Raw genomic sequence first — 16,656 nt, 5'->3', positions numbered from 1 at the left:
CACCACGACGAGGAGAACCCCATGCCGACCATCGTTCGCATCTTTACCGACCACGCAGCCGCAGAGGCGGCCCGCCAGGCTGTACTGAACACTGGCCTCGCGCTGGAGCGTGTGGCGCTGTCGCATCAGGCCGACGAAGCAGGCGCCGTGTGCGGCAACTTCCTCTGCGGCGACTACGAACCCGGTGGCGAGATCGCCGAAACCTACGAGCGCAAGTTCCAGAATGTGGTGATCGGCGGCCGCTTCCTGCTGACCATTGACGCCGAGCCCGCGCAGGTGGACGCGGCCGAGGCGGCATTGCAGGCAACCGGCGGACACGCTGTCGATGATCTTGGCCCCAAGCCCTGAACTTGTGCGACGGTTCTAGAATGCAGGCACCGCCTCTATCGCCCCAGACCACAAACGCACCATGTCCACCGACTCGACCCTGCCGACATTGCGTTCAGCCCTCGCGCCCACGGGCGCGCTGCGCGCTTCCATCAACACGGGCAACCCGATCCTCGCGAAGCTGGATGCGCAGGGGCGGGCGGTAGGTGTGTCGGTGGACTTGGCCCACGCGCTGGCCGAGCGCCTGGGCGTGGCGTTGAAACTGGTCGTAGTGGATGCGGCTGGGAAGTCGGTCGACTTGGTGTCGCAAGAGCAGGCCGACATCGGCTTCTTCGCCATTGACCCGCGCCGCGCGGCCAGCATCTCGTTCACCGAGCCCTACGTGCTGATCGAGGGCTACTATCTCGTGCGCAACGACTCGCCCATCCGCACCAATGCCGATGTGGACCGCGCGGGTAATCGCGTTGTTGTCGGCAAGGGCAGCGCGTACGACCTGTATCTCACGCGCGAACTGCACCATGCGGAGATCGTGCGCGCTCCCACGTCGCCGACGGTGGTGCAGACCTTTATCGACACGCACAGCGAGGTGGCTGCGGGCGTGAAGCAACAGCTCGAAGCGGATGCCGCCCACGTACCAGGCCTGCGCCTGCTGGATGAACGCTTCATGGTGATCCGTCAGGCGATGGGCGTGCCGACCAGCCGGGGCGCGCAGGCTGCGGCGTATGTCGCCGGATTTGTGGAAGACATGAAGGCCTCGGGCTTTGTCGCGCAGGCGCTGCAGCGGCATGGGGTGACGGGGGTCACGGTCGCACCGGCAACGAAGCATCCAGGCGCGATTGTTTCGCAGCTTTCTGGCCACGCTTGAGTCTGTGGTGGGATACTGCGTGCCCCACCACCCGGTGATGTCCCCCACCCACCGCTTTCCGTAGAATCCCCGCCACAGAAGACTTTGCGGGAGTCACCATGCTGGACCCAGGCGTCGCCATTGCTACGTCGGCGCTGATGAGCTTTGTACTCCTGGGGCTGCTCGGTTCGTTGCTGCGCTCCGGCAAGGCCGGCATTGCGGAGTGGTTTGGCGCCAACGTAGCGGTGGTGCTGGCGCTGCCCATGATCCTGTTGCGCGGGTCGATTCCCGATGCGCTCTCGGTCGTTGTTGCGAACGTGCTGCTGGCATTGGGTGGGGCGGCTTACTACGTGGGCTGCGCGCGTTTTCTTGGGCGGCGGTCGCACTGGCCGCTCCTGTTGACAGGTGTGGCGGCGGTTGGCGCGGCAGTGATCTACTGGCGCTACGTTGTCGACAGCATTCCCATGCGCGTGTTTGCCACCACGCTGTTTTCAGCCGCGTTCTGTACGGCGCTAGCCTGGATGTTGGTGCGGCACGCGCCTGCCGGCCGACCGACCTATCCGTATCGCGTGACCGCCGGCATTGCGTTGACGTTTGGCGCCTGCCAGCTCACGCGCGGCCTCTACTTCCTGACACTGGGCACTGCGTCCAATCCCACCATGTTTGCCACGTCGATCAGTGTGTTGCTGCTTGTGGTGGCCGCGGCCATCATGCCCATCCTCTCGATGTCGGCGATGCTGATGGTGCACGACGCGCTGCTGGCCGATGCGCGGGACGCCGCCAACCGCGATTTCCTGACCGGGGCGCTATCCCGACAGGGTTTCGAAGCGCTGGCGCGACGCTATGTGGCGCGCATGCAGGTGCAGGCTCGGCCGCTGTCGTTGCTGCTTCTGGATCTGGACCATTTCAAGCGCATCAACGACACGCTCGGCCACGCCGGTGGTGACGCCGTGCTGCGCGCGTTTGTGCAGATGGCGCAGACGCAGCTTCGGCCGACGGACGTGCTAGGCCGGATCGGCGGCGAAGAGTTCGCACTGCTGCTGCCCGACACCAGCCTGCAAGACGCCGTGCCCATTGCGGAGCGGTTGCGCAAGGCTGCCGCCGCGCAAGTGGTGACGGTGGGGACGGGCGCGGAGGCTTGCTGCTACAGCTTCAGCGGCGGGGTCGCTGCGTGGCAGCCGGGTGAAACGTATGACCGCCTGAGCGCCCGCGCCGACCACGCGTTGTACGACGCCAAGAATTTGGGGCGTGATCGCGTTAGCGTTGCTGCGAGCGCTTAGCGCTTACACGGTCAGCAGGTCGCGCGGATGCTTGAGCAGCGGCGTGCCGGTGTGCCGCTGCAATGCATCCGGCGCGGTATAGCCCCAGGCGACGCCACGAAAAGCGATACCCGCCGCGCGGGCCGCATCGGCGTCGCGTATCTCATCGCCCACATACAAGACCGCTTCGCGCGGGATGCCAGTGGCCGCCACGAGCGACGCCAGCTTGCGCGCCTTGCCGAACACGGAAATGCCGCAATAGAACGGGTCGATGAGTCGGGCGGTGGGGCCGAGCACCGCACGCACGGTGTCTTCTGCGTTGGATGTGGCGATGGCCAGGCGTACATTGCGGGCGGCGAGCGTTTCCAGCGTTTGCGCCACGTCGGCAAACAGCGTGGTCTGGGCAATGCGGCTGCGCATCCGCTGCCGCATGTCGAGCGTGATGGCCGGCGCCTTCCATAGGGGCACGCCCAACATGCGCATCACGCCGCGTGCCGACGTGCCGCGCGCCTGCGACAACTCCGCGCCCTCGAGCGTGCGGAAACCGTGCTTGGCGGACGCGGCATTGAGCGCGTCGATGAAGAGGTCAAACGAGTCGGCAAGGGTGCCGTCGAAATCGAATGCGATGAGGCGATAGGGCATGGTGTATCTGGTATGCATCCGGCGGTGGCCGGGGCGCCGATTCTATCCACGGTCTTTGTTCCGGCGAAACGGGGTGGTCACATGCCCTCAGCCAATCGAAACGTCGGAAACGTAAGGCACGCACAATGCGCCCGGCGTAGCATCCTGTTCCCGAATCTCGAACGGATGCCCGCGCTATGTCCAAGACCCAGTACTACGCTGCCACCAGCCTCGACGGTTACATCGCAACGCACGACCATTCGCTGGATTGGCTGATGCAGTTCGGCTCGCTGGAAGGTACGAGCTACGACGGCTTCATCCGCGATGTTGGCGCGCTGGCGATGGGTTCGTCCACGTATGAATGGCTGTTGCGCGAACTGGTGCGCCCTGGCACGGCAGAGGCGCAGCCGTGGCCTTATACGCAGCCGGCGTGGGTGTTTACTTCACGCGAGTTGCCCACGGTGGAAGGTGCAGACATTCGCTTCGTACAGGGGGATATCACGCCGGTGCATCGGGAGATGCTGGCCGCAGCCGATGGCCGCAACGTATGGATCGTCGGTGGTGGCGAACTGGCCGGTCAGTTTCTTGATCGCGGCTTGCTCGATGAGTTGATCGTGCAGGTCATGCCTGTGGTGTTGGGCACAGGTTTGCCGCTGCTGCCGCGCACGATCGTCACGCCGCCGTTGAAGCTGACTTCTGCTGTGCCGTACAAGAACACGTTCGTCGAGATGCGGTACGACGTTGTGCGGGGGTAGTCGTTCAGTACACCCTCACGCCCCGAGGTCATACGGCCGCGTCATGATCTCCAGAAAATGCCCATCCGGGTCATCGAAGTACAAACCGCGCCCGCCGTTGTGCGCGTAGGTTTCTCCCTCGCGTGCCTTTGCAGGGTCGGCCCAGTAGGTCAGCCCTTTCGCCTGGATGCGTGCGAAGGCACGATCAAATTCAGCATCGCTGATGAGGAAGGCGTAGTGCTGCTTGGCGATCGGTTTGCCGCTGTCAAAGAAGTCGAGCGACACGCCGTTCGATAGCGGCACGACCAGCATCTGCCCGAATGGAATGGGCTCGGGCAGGTCAAGGATGTCGCGCAGGAAGCGTGTGGACTTCTGCTTATCGCGGCACCAGACGATGGTGTGGTTCAACTCGATGGGCATGGGCGTGCCTCCACGGCGGTGTTGCTTCAACGATAGACCACGCCCGGGCGTGCGCAAGGTGCGTCGCGTCAGCAAGTTACCTGCCTGCAAAGCCTGATAGGGCGCCGGTTCTGGCGCGGCGGCATGCAGCGGTTTTGCGCAAAACCTGTCGGCTTGACAACGCTGTCGGCGTCTCCTTTTCTGGACTGGCTTTCGGTCCACCAGGCAGGAGACGACGATGCATCGACAGACTCACTTTTTCATTCGGCGCCGCGCGGCACACTTGGCGGCATGGTTGACGTTGGGGTTGGCGGCTTCCGCGCTGGCGGATGTCGGCGTCGGTGCTGCATTGCCGCCGTCGCCCGACAAGCTTTACGGGGACCTGTTTGTCGCCGTGCAGACCGCGCAGGTGTATCCGGATCAGAAGACCTTTGTCGATGCGGTGCCCAAGGCCACGCCTGCAGTCATCCTGCAGGCGTATCAGGCGCAGAAGAACGTGCCGGGTTTCTCGCTCAAGACGTTTGTCGACCAGTACTTCACGCCGCCGGTGGATACGCCTGTCACGCCGCCGGCTGGGCAGACGTTGCGTGCGCATATCGACTGGCTGTGGCCGGCGCTCACGCGCACCACCACCACGGCGCCCGACAACAGCTCACTGATTCCGCTGCCCAAACCGTATGTGGTGCCGGGTGGACGCTTTCGCGAGGGCTACTACTGGGACACCTACTTCACCATGCTTGGCCTGCAGGAGGCTGGCCGCGAAGACCTGGTCGACAACATGCTCGACAACTTCGCCTATGCCATCGACCAGTTTGGGCATATCCCCAACGGGAATCGCACGTACTACCTGAGCCGATCGCAACCGCCGTTCTTTGCGTTGATGGTGGAACTCGCCGCGCAACAGGAGGGCGACGCTGCGCTCAAACGCTATCTGCCGCAGTTGCGCAAGGAGTATGCGTACTGGATGCGCGGCGCTGCTACCACGCCCGCCGGGCAGGCGAGCAGCAACGTCGTGGTCATGCGGGATGGCACCGTGCTCAACCGCTACTGGGATGACCAGGACACCCCGCGCCCCGAGTCCTATCTGCAAGACGTGACCACCGCGCAGCAAACACTCGGGCGCCCCGCCAACGAAGTCTGGCGTGACCTGCGCGCAGCGGCTGAAAGCGGTTGGGATTTCAGCTCGCGCTGGTTTGGCGACAACGCCACGCTGGGGACCATCCGCACCACGTCGATCGTGCCGGTCGATCTGAACAGCCTGATGTTCCAGCTGGAGAAGACCATCGCACGCGGCTGCACGGCGGCGCGGGATTTTGCCTGCACGGTGGAATATTCCGTGCGCGCCGGCAAACGCGCCATCGCCATCGAGCGCTACCTGTGGCACCCCGCCGGCTACTACGCCGACTACGACTGGCAGTTGGGCCGCGTCCGCGACAACAAGTCCGCCGCGATGACGTATCCGCTGTTCGTTGGCGCCGCGCGGCCCGATCGCGCTTGGAAGACGCTGCAATGGACGCAGCAAGCGCTGCTGCAAGTGGGCGGACTGTCGACCACCACCTTCAAGACCGGCCAACAGTGGGATGCCCCCAACGGCTGGGCGCCGCTGCAATGGATTGCGTTGCGAGGCGCGCAGAAATACGGCTGGCAACCGCTCGCACAGGCAATCGGCGAGCGCTTTCTCGGCAGCGTCGAGCAGCTCTATGCCAGCCAGCAGAAGCTGGTCGAGAAATACATCGTCGATGGAACCGGCACCGGTGGCGGCGGCGGTGAATACCCGCTGCAGGATGGTTTTGGCTGGACCAACGGCGTCACGCTCAAGCTGCTGGATGCGTACGGTCGCGGGCAGTAAGCTGACGGCTTCACCCGCCCCAGCGAGCCCCGTGCATGCCCATCGAACTTGACCGCGACGTCCGCGAAGAGGCTGTCCAATCCATCCAGCGCTATTTCAGCGAGCACATGGAAGAGCGCATCGGCAACATCCAGGCCGGTGCGCTGCTGAGCTTCTTTCTGGAAGAGATCGGCCCCGTGGTCTACAACCTCGCCGTGCAAGCGGTGCAGGAACGCCTGCACGCGCGCGTGGCGGAGTTGGACTACGAGTGCCACCAAGAGCCCTTTGAATACTGGAAGAAGTTCGACAAGCGCCGATAGTTCCCGGCTACCATGCGCGGATTCCACTGCGGGGGCTGCTTCGCTTCCATGTCTTCCTTGCGCGCATTCTTCAGCACCGCCTTCCGCTGGCAGCGTGGCCGCCAGGGCACGGGCTACGACAAGATGCTGCTGGCCACCGCGCTGTGGCCCATCCCGTTCGACAGCTATCTGATCCGCTATCCAGACGGTTCGGAAATCCCGCCGCATACCGACCCGGTCTCCAACGGCCGGCACTATCGGCTGAACATCGTGCTGAAGTCGCCGCGTGCGGGCGGTGAGTTCATTTGCGCGAACCCGATCTTCCAGACGCGGCGCATCAAGCTGTTCCGGCCCGACGCGTGCGAGCACAGCGTGACGCGCGTGGTGGGCGGCAGCCGGTATGTGTTGTCGGTGGGGTGGGTGCTGGGGCGAGGCCGCGTTTAACGACTGCGGAGGGTCTGTGCCGCCGCATGCAATATCGCGAGCAGATCGTCGCCAGACCAGCTCGGGCGCGTAGAGGCCGCTTCGGCGACATGCACCAGCGCACACAATTGCGCGTTGATTGGCGCGCGCAGGCCGAGCCGTTCCGCCAATTGCACCACCTCGCCGTTGATCCAGTCGACCTCGGTGGTGCGGCCGGCAGCCAGATCGTCGGACATGGACGAGCGCGCGTGCGGATCGATGGCGAGCATCTTGCCGCCCAACCGCGCAAACACCGCATCGGGCGTGGTCAACAGATGCGGAATCCACGTGGGCGGCACGGGCGTCAGTTTGGCGGGCCGGATGCCTGCGCGCGCCAGCAACCGCAGTGCTTCGCGTTGTGCGAGCGCCAGGCAGCGCCGGTAGGCGCGCTGCGACAGTTCTTCCTTCAGCGGCCGATTGGCCAGTGCGTTGATGGCGTTGTTCAGGTTGAGCAGCAGCTTGGCCCATTGCACGGCCGGCATGTCTGTACGCTGCATGAGCGGTAGTCCGGCGCGGCTGAACGGGTCGAGAAACGGTTGCAGTGCCGGCGATGCCGCCACCTCCAACTCCCCGCCCGTGCCTTGATGGAAGGCGCCGGGCCTGGGCTGCATGACGTTGAAGGGCACCATGCCGGCCAGTACGGTTTGATGGGGGAGGGCGGCGCGCAGCACGTCAGCATTGCCCAGGCCGTTCTGGAAGCTGATGACGGTTGTGCCGGCACGCAGGATGGGCGCGAGGTCTTCTGCGATGGCTTGGGTAGCGGCGGATTTGGCCGTCACGAGAACGAGGTCGGCAACGGCCGCTGCGTCTGCGCCGGTCACGTACTGAACGTTCGCTGGCGGTACGTGCCACCGGCCGTTGCGGTAGTCCGTCAGCGTCAGGCCGTGCGCGCGCAGTGCGTCGCCAATGTGGGCGCGCCCGACCAGTGTCACGTTGGCGCCAGCGGCGCGCAGTCGGCCACCGATGTAACAGCCGATCGAGCCGGCCCCCATGATGCAGATCTTCGCCATGCGGCTCCTCCATGCCCCCGGAACGGAATGCGCCATCCTGCCTGTTGGCACCGAGATGGAATGTCTGGCTTTTTACAATTGAGCGGTTTCTCTGGAAACCGCGCCAGTGCTGGCATTGCGGCTTGCGCGCCACGCTCGAGGGAATTTCCCGCTGCCACCCACGTCCGCGCCGTGTGACACTACGTTCGGTTTAGATCAAATAGAGCAAAGCAGCCTAGGCTGCTTCGGGTGGAATTATGTTGGCTTCCGAACGTGCCGGCGAGGCGTCTGGTTTCGAGTTGAACACGCCGCCGAGCCGCCACGTCAAGCGGACGGCGCGCACGGTGGCGGCGTTGTCGCTGCTGGTGTTTGTTTGTCTGGTGCCGTTTGCGCGTGTGCCGTTGGTGCCGGTGCCGGCGTTCGTGCCGATCTACGAATCGGCACTCATTCTCAACGATCTGTTTACCGCAGGGCTGCTGCTCGGGCAGGTCGTTATTACGCGTTCGCGGGCGCTGCTGGTGCTGGCGTGCGGCTACCTGTTCACCGCCATGCTCACGGTCGGCCACATGCTGACGTTTCCGGGGCTGTTTGCTGCGCAAGGGCTGCTGGGGGCCGGCCAGCAGAGCACCGCCTGGATCTACATGTTCTGGCACGCCGGGTTTCCGCTGTCGGTGCTGGCCTATGCGTTTCTGCGGGATCGCGCGGGCGCCACGCCGCCGCAGCGGGTGTCATTGCGGATGATCGGGCTGGTGATTGGCGCAACGCTGGCTGTAGCGTCTGCGTGCGTGGTGCTGGCCACGGCCGAAGCGCGTTGGCTACCGGCCATCATGGCGGCCAACCACTACACGCCGGTGATGCTCTGGGTGGCTGGTACGACGTGGAGCCTCTGTGTGGCGGCGCTGTGGGTGCTGTGGCGTCGCAAGCCGTACGCCACCATCGACATCTGGTTGATGGTGGTGCTGTGCGTGTGGGTGTGCGATGTAGCGTTGAGCGCCGTGTTCAATGCGGGCCGATTCGATCTGGGTTTCTATGCGGGGCGCATCTACGGGCTGCTGGCGGCAAGCTTTGTGCTGCTGTTGCTGCTGATCGAGCAGGGTGTGTTGTACGCGCGCCTGAGTGCCGCGCTGGCGGAACTCAAGCGGCTGGCCGTTACCGATCCGCTCACGGGGGTTGCCAACCGGCGCGGCTTTGAAACGGCGCTGGCGAACGCCTGGCGGCACAGCACGCGCACGGGCACGCCACTCTCGCTGCTGATGATCGACGTGGACTGCTTCAAGGCCTTCAACGATGCCTATGGCCACGCGCATGGGGACCACTGCCTGACCGCCGTGTCTGCGTGCCTGAGCAAAAACGCGCGCCGCAGTGGCGACTTGGTGGCGCGTTGCGGCGGCGAGGAGTTCTATGTCTTGCTGCCCGATCTGGATGCGGTTGCCGCGGCGCAGGCGGGGCAATCGGTTTGCGATACCGTGGTCGCCCTTGGCATTGCGCATGTCAAATCGACAGTGGCGCCGTATGTGACGGTCAGCGTTGGGGTGGCGACGTTCGTGCATGAGCCCGGGGCGCAGCCGTCATGGTTGACGGAAACAGCCGACCGCGCGCTCTACGCGGCAAAGGTGGGAGGTCGCAACCGCGTGGTGTCCATGCCGCTTGCGAGCCGTCCGGCGCCCCCGGTGCCTGCGCCGCCGATTCCGTCCACCTTGCCCTCCTGAGCGCGTCACTCCGCCACAAGACAAACGCCCCGATGGCCGAAACCACCGGGGCGTTGTCATGTCAGGCGATGGGACGGCAGGCCCAGGGTGCGATCAGGGCGATCAGTAACCCCACACCTGCATTTCGTCCAGCGAGTAGCCCCACTGCGTCGCGCGCTGCGTGCCGTACATGCGCACGTAGCGGCCGCTGCCCTTGAGGTTGGCGAGCGACACGTGGCCCCACGATGCGCCGTTCGAGGTCGAGTAGATGTTCGTCCAGTTCACGGCGTCGTTCGACGTCTGAATGGAGTACACCTTGGCGCCCGCATCCCAGTACAGGTCGACGCCGGTGATGGTGCGCGTGGAGCCCAGATCCACCATCAGCCACTGCGTGCCCGCTACGCCTTCAACGGAATCCCAGCGCGTGTCGGTGGTGTTGCCGTCAAACGCGTAGGCCGGACCGAGGCTGGCGCTGTAGCTCGACGACGCGCTGGCCGGCTTGCCTTGCGAGAGCAGCGTGCTGGCCTGAGCGGCCGCGACTGTGTTGCCGCCGGCGTAGTAGTTCGAGCCCAGCTTGGCCTTGGTGGTATCCGAGTTCACCCCAAACTGCGACAGGCTCCAGCGCTGGCCGGTGGTCACATCGCCCACGTAGAGCTGGTAGCCGCCGGCGCTGGTCGACGAGAAGAACACATAGTTCGTGTTGTTCACGGGCGAGGGGTCGGAGTTGTTGCTGTTGCAGTCGTTGAGCGAGAGCTGGTTGGGCGTATCGCTCGGGTTGACCTTGGTGTAGATCTGGTCAGCCTGGCTGGTGGCATCGTGCCAGCGGGCGTAGAACACGGTGCCGTCCGCACGCACGATCGGGTAGTACGTGGCTAGGCCTGCCGGCGTGTCGAACGCAACTTTGCTGGTGCTGCCCACCGTCTGCTTGTACAGGCCCATGCCCGAACCCGTGCCCGTGGTGTAGTACACGGCCGTGCCATCCGGCGTGGCAAACGGCATCGAGTTTTCCAGCGTCGGTGCGGTGCGCGTCAGGTTGGTGACCGAGGTGAACACGGGGCCCGAGCTCGTGTACGACAGCGTGGCCTGCATCACGTCGCCGTTCTGCTTGAAGAGCAGCGACTTGCCGTCGGTGCTGAACTTCGGGTCTTCATTGCGTGTCTGGCCCGTGCTGTTGGTCAGGTTGATCGGCATGTTGCTCGAGCCGACCTGCCAGAAGTACACGTTCCACGCGTTGTTCTGGATGCCCATGAAGGCGAGCCATTTGCCGTCGGGGCTGAACACGGCGTTCATCGGGTCCTGGATGCCCCAGGCGGCCTTTGACACTTGCGTGAGCGTGCGTGCCGAGAAGTCGTAAATGAAGATCTGGCTGGTGCCGTCGCCATAGCTCACGTAGCTGTGGTACGCGAGCTTGCCGGTCAGGCTGGCCGGAAAGGTGCTGTTGGCTTGCGTGGGCGGATTGGCTACGCAGGTGGCTTGGCTGGGGGCGGAAAACAGGGCAAACGCCGCGCCGGCAAGCAGGCCAATACGGCCGAAAGAAAACAATTGGGTGCGCATGAAACAGGACTTCCTATGCAAGTGGGCCAGTGGCGGTGGCAACCGCCATATTAAGTCCGCATCACTTCTTGGCATTTGGGCAAAGCTTCGCCAAACTCGGTAGTCGACCAAGTTGAAAAAGCGCCACACAACCGGGGGGGTGACGAGGGATGAAACGCGCCAAAAACCCTGTTGCTTCGTATCGTCGTGCTTCTTGTCGGGGTCTCGACTACATCGAGAAGGCGAGTCGCGGGCCAGACTGTAAGGGTTTCGCTGACGATCCGAAACCCCAATAAGAGAGCCGTTTTCGCCCTAATTTGCCGCGGCAGGCACGGGCCGCCACATGCGTGTGTAAATCTGACATATCAATTTTTTGAAACGTTGATCAGCCAGCACGTGCACCGTCGGTATTGTTATTTTTACTGCGACACTTTGTCGCGTGGTTGAGGTGCAATCTTTGCTGGCCGTTGCACCGCCGCATCGCCCAATGTCGGCGCCAGAGCACGCTCTGTGGCGGTCTCGGCACCGGGCGAGAACGATGCGCACGGAGGGCCACCTCCACCGCATCAACAACCTGGATCGGAAGCCGGTCATGCGAATTTCGCCTACGCAGAGGGTTGTAAACGAATTGCCTAGCTAGAAAAATTGCAAAGCACATTTGGCATAGACACCACAAACAAGAACGTCATGTGCAAATGACGAGATGGATTTTGCGTAAGGCAATCCGGTTATCAATCGGTTTATCGCTGTATTGCGAAATCACCATATTCGAGAAAACCTACTAAACACAGCCGCTATGCATATCACGCAATTCGGTTTGGATTATGTATAGTTCTAGCACGCCAACAATTGCCCTCAGTAAAACGCAAGGCTGATCACGCTTTCCACGTATTCAAAATGTGCAAAGCAAACAGTGCGAAAGTGGGCGCGACGTTTCTGGGCGATTCAGCGTGGGTTCTGGAGGCTGATTGGAATGGGCGTTCACAATCGACTGGCGCACGGCGGCGCAGCGTCATGGCGTGCGGCATTGCTGCACGAGCTGAACACCTTGCCCGATGCCGATGCGGTATTCCGTTGCCTGCAACCGGCGGTGCGCCAGTTGGGTTTTGACTATTACGCCTACGCTTTGCGCGCGGCCATTCCCATTACGCGCTTCAACACCATCTGCTGGAGCACCTACCCCGAGCGCTGGTGTGAGCGCTATCGCACACGCGGCTATGCAGCCATTGATCCGGTGCTGCAGTTCGGCCAGCGCAGCGTCAAACCGGTGCTGTGGTCCGGCATCGCTACGGCAGATGAGCCGTTCTGGGTGGAGGCCCGCCAGCACGGGCTCAACCACGGGTGGTCGCACACCATTCGAGATCACACGGGCATCTTCGGCACCTTCAGCCTCGTGCGCAGCGCCATGCCCGTCACCGACGACGAACTGGCTGCCAGCGAGCCCGAGATGATCTGGCTGAGCCAGCGCACGCACGCCAGCATCAGCGCGTTGATGGCCAACAAGTTGTTGCCGGATGCCGCCGCGCGCCTGAAAGACGTGGAGCGCCAGACGCTGCACTGGACAGCCGAAGGCAAGACGGCCGCCGAAGTCGCAGCCATCCTGGAGATGACCGAGCGCAACGTGAACTTCCACATCCGCAACGCCATCACCAAGCTCAACGCCGCCAACAAGACGCACGCGGTAGTGAAGGCCGCGCTGCTCGGGTTGATTCCGGCGATGTTGTAGCGGTGCTTCAGGCGGTGGCACACGTGGGCTGGGCGGGGCGCATGGCTTCCAGGTAGAAGCCGCTGTCGCTCTGCTTGGCCCGTCGCTTGGCCAGCGCGGCGGCCGTGCCGATGTCATCACTGTTGCGGGCAGCCCCGGGGCAGACATGCAGTGCTCCCACCGCCATCGTCACGAAGCGGAAGAACGCCGGCACCCCTCTGCGGTCCTCGGCGTGGATGCCACCGGCGGCGCGGTCTACGGGTGTGTACATGGCGAGTGCGTTGGCGTTGAAGGCGGCCATGGCGTGTTCCATGCGCTCGCGCCAGTCCGCGCTTTGAAAGAGGATCAGAAAATCATCGCCGCCCACGTGGCCGAGAAAATCGCGCGTGGGCTCGCACGCCGTGGCCAGCACAGCGGCGCCCATCTTCAGCATCTCGTCGCCCTGCCAGTAGCCGTACTGATCGTTGAAGGGCTTGAAGTGGTTCAGGTCGACATAGCAGGCGTAGAACTCGGCGCGCGCTTCCAGCAAACGTTCAATGTGCAGGTTCAAAGGGATGTTGCCCGGCAGGAAGGTGAGCGGGTTGGCGTAGCGCGCCGCCTCGATGCGGATCTCCGTGACGGTGCGCACCAGCTCTTCGCCCGTGCCCAGGCCGAGGTAGCGGCCGTGCTCGGTGATGATGAAACCGTCGGTGAGGTAGCGCTGGTCTTCGCTCATCAGCAAGGCGGACATGTCTTCCAGCGAGGCGGATTTTTCCACCAGCACCGGTTGCCGGTTGGCAAACGCCAGCGCGGGCTTTTTGCCATACAGCTCGCGGTGATACGGCATCGCATAGCGATCGATGAAGGCACGGCGGGCGATGAGCGCGAGCGGGCGCTCGTCTTCATCGAGCAGCGCCACGGCATGCAGATCGGGGTGGCGATTGAACAGGTGCAGTACGTCGTCGTTGCTGCAACGCAGGGGCAGGGTGGGCGCCACGCGCAGCAGCTTGCTGGCCGTGATGGCGCGCCAGCCTACGCGCACGGCCTGCGGAAACACCGCAATCTGCGAAGACTGCAGCACGCGCGCCGCGTGGCTCGACATGTCGCTTGCGGGATTGTCTTGCGGGTGCCCGAGGAAGAAGCCTTGCCCGAAGCGGATGCCCAGGTCTCGCACCACGCCCAGCTCTTCTTCGGTTTCCAGCCCTTCCGCGATGATGCTGGTGGCGCTGCCCTTGAGCGTTTGCTGCAGCGAGCGCGTCATGTCCAGCTTGGCCGGATGCTTGGCAATGTCGCGCAGGAAGTACTTGTCGAGCTTGATGAAATCGGGTGTGAGTTCGATCAGCAGGTTCAGGTTGGCATTGCCCGTGCCGAAATCGTCCAGCGCGCATTGAATGCCAAAGTCGCGCGCTACGGATAGCGCCTCGGCAAAGCTGGCAAGGTCGTCAATGGGGGTCTGCTCCGTCAGCTCGATCACGATGCGCGAGGGGTGGAGGTCGTGGGCGGCAATCCCATGCAGCAGGCGGGCATGGTCTTGTAGCACCTGGCGCACGCCAAAGGCGCTGAAGTTCAGGAAGAGCTTGCCCGGCAGGCGCATGGCCGAGAAGCGTTCGATCGCCAGACGTGCGGCGGTGGTCTCCAGTGCAATCGCGTCCGCCGTGCTGGTGGCGGCGGCAAACAGCGCGGCGGGCGATTCCATCGCCGAGCCCACCGGCCCGCGTAACAACGCTTCGTAGCCGAGCACTTCTGCGGTGGACAGGCGGAAGATCGGCTGGAACACCGTGCGCAGCATCTCGAGGGCAATACCGGAAGGCAGGGGAAGCGGTGAGGAGGTCATGACGTTGGACGCAAGCTCGGACGTTCCGCTAAACGGTCCTCTTTATGCAGCCTTGAATGAATTTTTTATGACGCACGGTGCGGCGCGGGCTGGCGGGCGATGGTCCCCACCACGGTGGGGCCTGCGGCAAAATGCTTGGCGCGTCGTGCCATCCATTCACATCGCGCTTGACCCTCACATTGTGTGAGGTCCTAGCCTGTGACCAAGCCAGAAGACAGGAGCTGACCATGCTGTTGAAAGTGGGCGATCTCGCCAAACGCTGCGGCCTCACGGTCCGCATGCTGCATCACTACGACAGCATCGGTTTGCTCGTGCCTTCGGCCCGCTCCGACAGCGGCTATCGGCTCTACGACAAGGCCGACATCGCCCGGCTGCATCAGATCCAGGCGCTGCGGCGCTTCGGTATGTCGCTGGCTGACATCGGGGCTTTCCTGGCAAACCCGGACGTTCCCCTGACCACGATCATGGAACGGCAGATCGCGATGCTCGATCAGCAGATCACGCAGGCCAGCGTGCTACGCGATCGGCTGACCCGTCTGCACGACCAGCTTGTGCGCAAGGAGGAGCCCGAGCTTGCCGAATGGCTCACAACCTTGGAATGGATGACCATGTACGACAAATATCTTTCGCAGGAAGAACGTGCCCGCGCCGAACGCATGGATGCCGATACGGCCCGTCATGAGCGGTGGGCGGCGTTGGTGTCGACCGTGCAGGATGCGATGACGCGCCAGGTAGCCTCACGCAGCAGCGAGGCGCAGGCGCTCGCCAAGCAATGGATGGCGCTGCTCGCGCAGGATGCTGCGTTGGACCCGATCCTCACGGCCAAGCTGCACACGATGCACATCAACGAGCCGGCTCTGCAGGACCGTACCGGCATCAGCCTGGCGATGCTCGACTTCATCATGGAAGCAGCCAACGAGACCAAGCTGGCGATCTATGCGAAGTACCTGTCGCCGCACGAGTTGCAGTACATGCGCGAGAACTTCGGTAAGCGCGCCAACGAGTGGCCTACTTTGATTGCGCAAGTGCGCCAGCATCTGGCCAAGGGCATGCCGCCGCACGCACCCGAGATGCAGACGCTGGCCCGGCAGTGGGTTGAGCTGTTCCGTTCGTATGCCGGTGATGATCCGCAAACGCAGGCCAAGATCCGTCTGGCGATGGAGCGGGAGCCTGAGCTATCCGCCAGCCCGTGGATGGGGCCGGATTTGATTGGCTATGTGCGCGAGGCGATGGCGGGGTTGCAGGCGGCGTAGGCGGTCGGTTCGTCCGCCATAGGGGGGGCACGGCGGCGCAGATATGCCGAGCAGGCCCCCCGTACCCTGAGCCAGCAAGCTCGCGAGCAGCCCCGCAGATGCTCAATGTTGCGCGTCTCTAGCTGCGCGATCGATCAGGTTAGCCACCACGGCCGGGTGTGAGATCAACGACATGTGGCTCGATTTCACTGTCGTCACGCGAGCCTTGATCTGTTGGGCCAACTCGCGCTGCACGGGCGTCTTGAGCGCATGGTCCTCTTCGGTAACGAGATACCACGTTGGCTTGTCGTGCCATGCTGCATGAGACACCTTGCCTTCAAACGCGGATACGGAAATGGGCACCTGCGTAGCCGCAAGAACGCGTGCACGGGGCTCAGCCACATCGCCAGCCATCACTTGGCGATAGGCGACTGGATCGTCGAGCCAGATCAGGCCTTCCCCATCGGGCTTCAAGCCATCCATGGGCGCTTTCAGGCGCGTCAGCAGATCCGACACCGATTCCCCACTGTCCGGTACAAGCGCAGAGAGGTAGACGATACCTTTGACGTTGTCTGCGTTCCCCGCTTCAGTCACCACGGCGCCCGCATAGGAGTGGCCAACGAGAATGACATCGCCCGACTGGCGCGCCAGAACACGGCGGGTGGCTGCCACGTCGTCCGCCAGAGAGGTGAGCGGGTTTTGAACGGCAGTCACGTGATAGCCCTTGCGCTGCAAAGCCGCGATGACCTCTGACCAACTGGAGCCATCGGCAAACGCACCGTGCACCAGGACGATATTTCGGATGGGGTTGCCCACTTCCTTTGCCTCACTTGTTAGGGTGAAGAGGCCCACCATGAGCCCGACCAAGATTGCAGCAGATTTGAGCCACCGGCTCTGAGGCACTTTCATGAGTTGCTCTCGCA

At 63.6% G+C, this 16,656-nt stretch carries 16 protein-coding genes; 10 read left to right on the top strand and 6 right to left on the bottom strand.

The features are described from left to right. The first annotated feature begins 21 nt into the window (after positions 1 to 21). From ACN9M1_RS23545 to ACN9M1_RS23535, 3 genes are all read left to right on the top strand, one after another. Positions 22 to 348: a hypothetical protein gene (locus ACN9M1_RS23545; protein ID WP_426399268.1), complete on the top strand. Its 327-nt coding sequence runs from the start codon at positions 22 to 24 to the stop codon at positions 346 to 348. 61 nt (positions 349 to 409) lie between these two features. Continuing rightward, complete coding sequence (locus ACN9M1_RS23540) at positions 410 to 1,192, top strand: ABC transporter substrate-binding protein (RefSeq protein WP_426399267.1); 783 nt, start codon at positions 410 to 412, stop codon at positions 1,190 to 1,192. A gap of 98 nt (positions 1,193 to 1,290) precedes the next feature. After that, positions 1,291 to 2,451, top strand: coding sequence for a GGDEF domain-containing protein (locus tag ACN9M1_RS23535; RefSeq protein ID WP_426399266.1), 1,161 nt, complete (start codon positions 1,291 to 1,293; stop codon positions 2,449 to 2,451). A 3-nt stretch (positions 2,452 to 2,454) separates the two neighbouring features. Here the strand turns inward: ACN9M1_RS23535 and ACN9M1_RS23530 are convergent, their stop codons facing one another. After that, a complete protein-coding gene (locus tag ACN9M1_RS23530; protein ID WP_426399265.1) occupies positions 2,455 to 3,072 on the bottom strand; it encodes an HAD hydrolase-like protein in 618 nt (205 codons plus the stop codon). A gap of 176 nt (positions 3,073 to 3,248) precedes the next feature. Between ACN9M1_RS23530 and ACN9M1_RS23525 the strand changes: the two genes are divergently transcribed. Further along, positions 3,249 to 3,806: a dihydrofolate reductase family protein gene (locus ACN9M1_RS23525; RefSeq protein WP_426399264.1), complete on the top strand. Its 558-nt coding sequence runs from the start codon at positions 3,249 to 3,251 to the stop codon at positions 3,804 to 3,806. A gap of 15 nt (positions 3,807 to 3,821) precedes the next feature. On the opposite strand, the gene ACN9M1_RS23520 is transcribed toward ACN9M1_RS23525, so the two are convergent. Next, the gene (locus ACN9M1_RS23520) at positions 3,822 to 4,205 is read right to left on the bottom strand and encodes a VOC family protein (RefSeq protein ID WP_426399263.1); all 384 of its coding nucleotides are present in this window, start codon (positions 4,203 to 4,205) and stop codon (positions 3,822 to 3,824) included. 217 nt (positions 4,206 to 4,422) lie between these two features. On the opposite strand from ACN9M1_RS23520, the gene treA reads away from it, so the two are divergent. Genes treA through ACN9M1_RS23505 form a run of 3 tightly spaced genes read left to right on the top strand, consistent with a single transcriptional unit; the run spans position 4,423 to position 6,755 of the window. Continuing rightward, on the top strand, positions 4,423 to 6,033 hold the full coding sequence (gene treA, locus ACN9M1_RS23515) for an alpha,alpha-trehalase TreA (protein ID WP_426399262.1): 1,611 nt from the start codon (positions 4,423 to 4,425) through the stop codon (positions 6,031 to 6,033). Positions 6,034 to 6,068: 35 nt separating this feature from the next. Continuing rightward, positions 6,069 to 6,332, top strand: a complete 264-nt coding sequence (locus tag ACN9M1_RS23510; RefSeq protein WP_426399261.1) for a DUF2164 domain-containing protein — start codon at positions 6,069 to 6,071, stop codon at positions 6,330 to 6,332. A 48-nt stretch (positions 6,333 to 6,380) separates the two neighbouring features. Continuing rightward, on the top strand, positions 6,381 to 6,755 hold the full coding sequence (locus ACN9M1_RS23505; RefSeq protein ID WP_426399260.1) for a 2OG-Fe(II) oxygenase: 375 nt from the start codon (positions 6,381 to 6,383) through the stop codon (positions 6,753 to 6,755). Here the strand turns inward: ACN9M1_RS23505 and ACN9M1_RS23500 are convergent. Then, complete coding sequence (locus ACN9M1_RS23500; protein WP_426399259.1) at positions 6,752 to 7,783, bottom strand: 2-dehydropantoate 2-reductase; 1,032 nt, start codon at positions 7,781 to 7,783, stop codon at positions 6,752 to 6,754. The genes ACN9M1_RS23505 and ACN9M1_RS23500 overlap by 4 nt on opposite strands. 236 nt (positions 7,784 to 8,019) lie before the next feature. Between ACN9M1_RS23500 and ACN9M1_RS23495 the strand changes: the two genes are divergently transcribed. Continuing rightward, entirely contained in the window at positions 8,020 to 9,471 is a 1,452-nt protein-coding gene (locus ACN9M1_RS23495) for a sensor domain-containing diguanylate cyclase (protein ID WP_426399258.1), read from the top strand. A gap of 102 nt (positions 9,472 to 9,573) precedes the next feature. On the opposite strand, the gene ACN9M1_RS23490 is transcribed toward ACN9M1_RS23495, so the two are convergent. Further along, the gene (locus ACN9M1_RS23490; protein ID WP_426399257.1) at positions 9,574 to 11,004 is read right to left on the bottom strand and encodes a discoidin domain-containing protein; all 1,431 of its coding nucleotides are present in this window, start codon (positions 11,002 to 11,004) and stop codon (positions 9,574 to 9,576) included. A gap of 952 nt (positions 11,005 to 11,956) precedes the next feature. Between ACN9M1_RS23490 and ACN9M1_RS23485 the strand changes: the two genes are divergently transcribed. Then, entirely contained in the window at positions 11,957 to 12,709 is a 753-nt protein-coding gene (locus ACN9M1_RS23485) for an autoinducer binding domain-containing protein (RefSeq protein WP_426399256.1), read from the top strand. A gap of 7 nt (positions 12,710 to 12,716) precedes the next feature. Here ACN9M1_RS23485 and ACN9M1_RS23480 read toward each other — a convergent pair whose 3' ends face one another. Then, on the bottom strand, positions 12,717 to 14,501 hold the full coding sequence (locus ACN9M1_RS23480) for an EAL domain-containing protein (RefSeq protein ID WP_426399255.1): 1,785 nt from the start codon (positions 14,499 to 14,501) through the stop codon (positions 12,717 to 12,719). A 227-nt stretch (positions 14,502 to 14,728) separates the two neighbouring features. On the opposite strand from ACN9M1_RS23480, the gene ACN9M1_RS23475 reads away from it, so the two are divergent. After that, a complete protein-coding gene (locus tag ACN9M1_RS23475; protein ID WP_426399254.1) occupies positions 14,729 to 15,754 on the top strand; it encodes a MerR family transcriptional regulator in 1,026 nt (341 codons plus the stop codon). A 102-nt stretch (positions 15,755 to 15,856) separates the two neighbouring features. On the opposite strand, the gene ACN9M1_RS23470 is transcribed toward ACN9M1_RS23475, so the two are convergent. Next, a complete protein-coding gene (locus ACN9M1_RS23470; protein ID WP_426399253.1) occupies positions 15,857 to 16,642 on the bottom strand; it encodes an alpha/beta fold hydrolase in 786 nt (261 codons plus the stop codon). Between the last annotated feature and the right edge of the window lie 14 nt (positions 16,643 to 16,656).

The organism is Ralstonia sp. R-29, from assembly GCF_049913345.1.
GTDB lineage: Bacteria > Pseudomonadota > Gammaproteobacteria > Burkholderiales > Burkholderiaceae > Ralstonia.
The sequence above is the reverse complement of the archived record's forward strand: the minus strand, read 5'-3'. Positions and strand labels throughout refer to the sequence as shown.

Bases quoted from the DNA above. Each gene is read 5' to 3' on its own strand.
- ACN9M1_RS23485 (WP_426399256.1), top strand. From the start codon at position 11,957: ATGGGCGTTCACAATCGACTGGCGCACGGCGGCGCAGCGTCATGGCGT.
- ACN9M1_RS23525 (WP_426399264.1), top strand. From the start codon at position 3,249: ATGTCCAAGACCCAGTACTACGCTGCCACCAGCCTCGACGGTTACATC.
- ACN9M1_RS23535 (WP_426399266.1), top strand. From the start codon at position 1,291: ATGCTGGACCCAGGCGTCGCCATTGCTACGTCGGCGCTGATGAGCTTT.
- ACN9M1_RS23475 (WP_426399254.1), top strand. From the start codon at position 14,729: ATGCTGTTGAAAGTGGGCGATCTCGCCAAACGCTGCGGCCTCACGGTC.
- ACN9M1_RS23540 (WP_426399267.1), top strand. From the start codon at position 410: ATGTCCACCGACTCGACCCTGCCGACATTGCGTTCAGCCCTCGCGCCC.
- ACN9M1_RS23495 (WP_426399258.1), top strand. From the start codon at position 8,020: ATGTTGGCTTCCGAACGTGCCGGCGAGGCGTCTGGTTTCGAGTTGAAC.
- ACN9M1_RS23470 (WP_426399253.1), bottom strand. From the start codon at position 16,642: ATGAAAGTGCCTCAGAGCCGGTGGCTCAAATCTGCTGCAATCTTGGTC.
- ACN9M1_RS23520 (WP_426399263.1), bottom strand. From the start codon at position 4,205: ATGCCCATCGAGTTGAACCACACCATCGTCTGGTGCCGCGATAAGCAG.
- ACN9M1_RS23490 (WP_426399257.1), bottom strand. From the start codon at position 11,004: ATGCGCACCCAATTGTTTTCTTTCGGCCGTATTGGCCTGCTTGCCGGC.
- ACN9M1_RS23500 (WP_426399259.1), bottom strand. From the start codon at position 7,783: ATGGCGAAGATCTGCATCATGGGGGCCGGCTCGATCGGCTGTTACATC.
- ACN9M1_RS23545 (WP_426399268.1), top strand. From the start codon at position 22: ATGCCGACCATCGTTCGCATCTTTACCGACCACGCAGCCGCAGAGGCG.
- ACN9M1_RS23530 (WP_426399265.1), bottom strand. From the start codon at position 3,072: ATGCCCTATCGCCTCATCGCATTCGATTTCGACGGCACCCTTGCCGAC.
- ACN9M1_RS23505 (WP_426399260.1), top strand. From the start codon at position 6,381: ATGTCTTCCTTGCGCGCATTCTTCAGCACCGCCTTCCGCTGGCAGCGT.
- ACN9M1_RS23480 (WP_426399255.1), bottom strand. From the start codon at position 14,501: ATGACCTCCTCACCGCTTCCCCTGCCTTCCGGTATTGCCCTCGAGATG.
- ACN9M1_RS23510 (WP_426399261.1), top strand. From the start codon at position 6,069: ATGCCCATCGAACTTGACCGCGACGTCCGCGAAGAGGCTGTCCAATCC.
- treA (WP_426399262.1), top strand. From the start codon at position 4,423: ATGCATCGACAGACTCACTTTTTCATTCGGCGCCGCGCGGCACACTTG.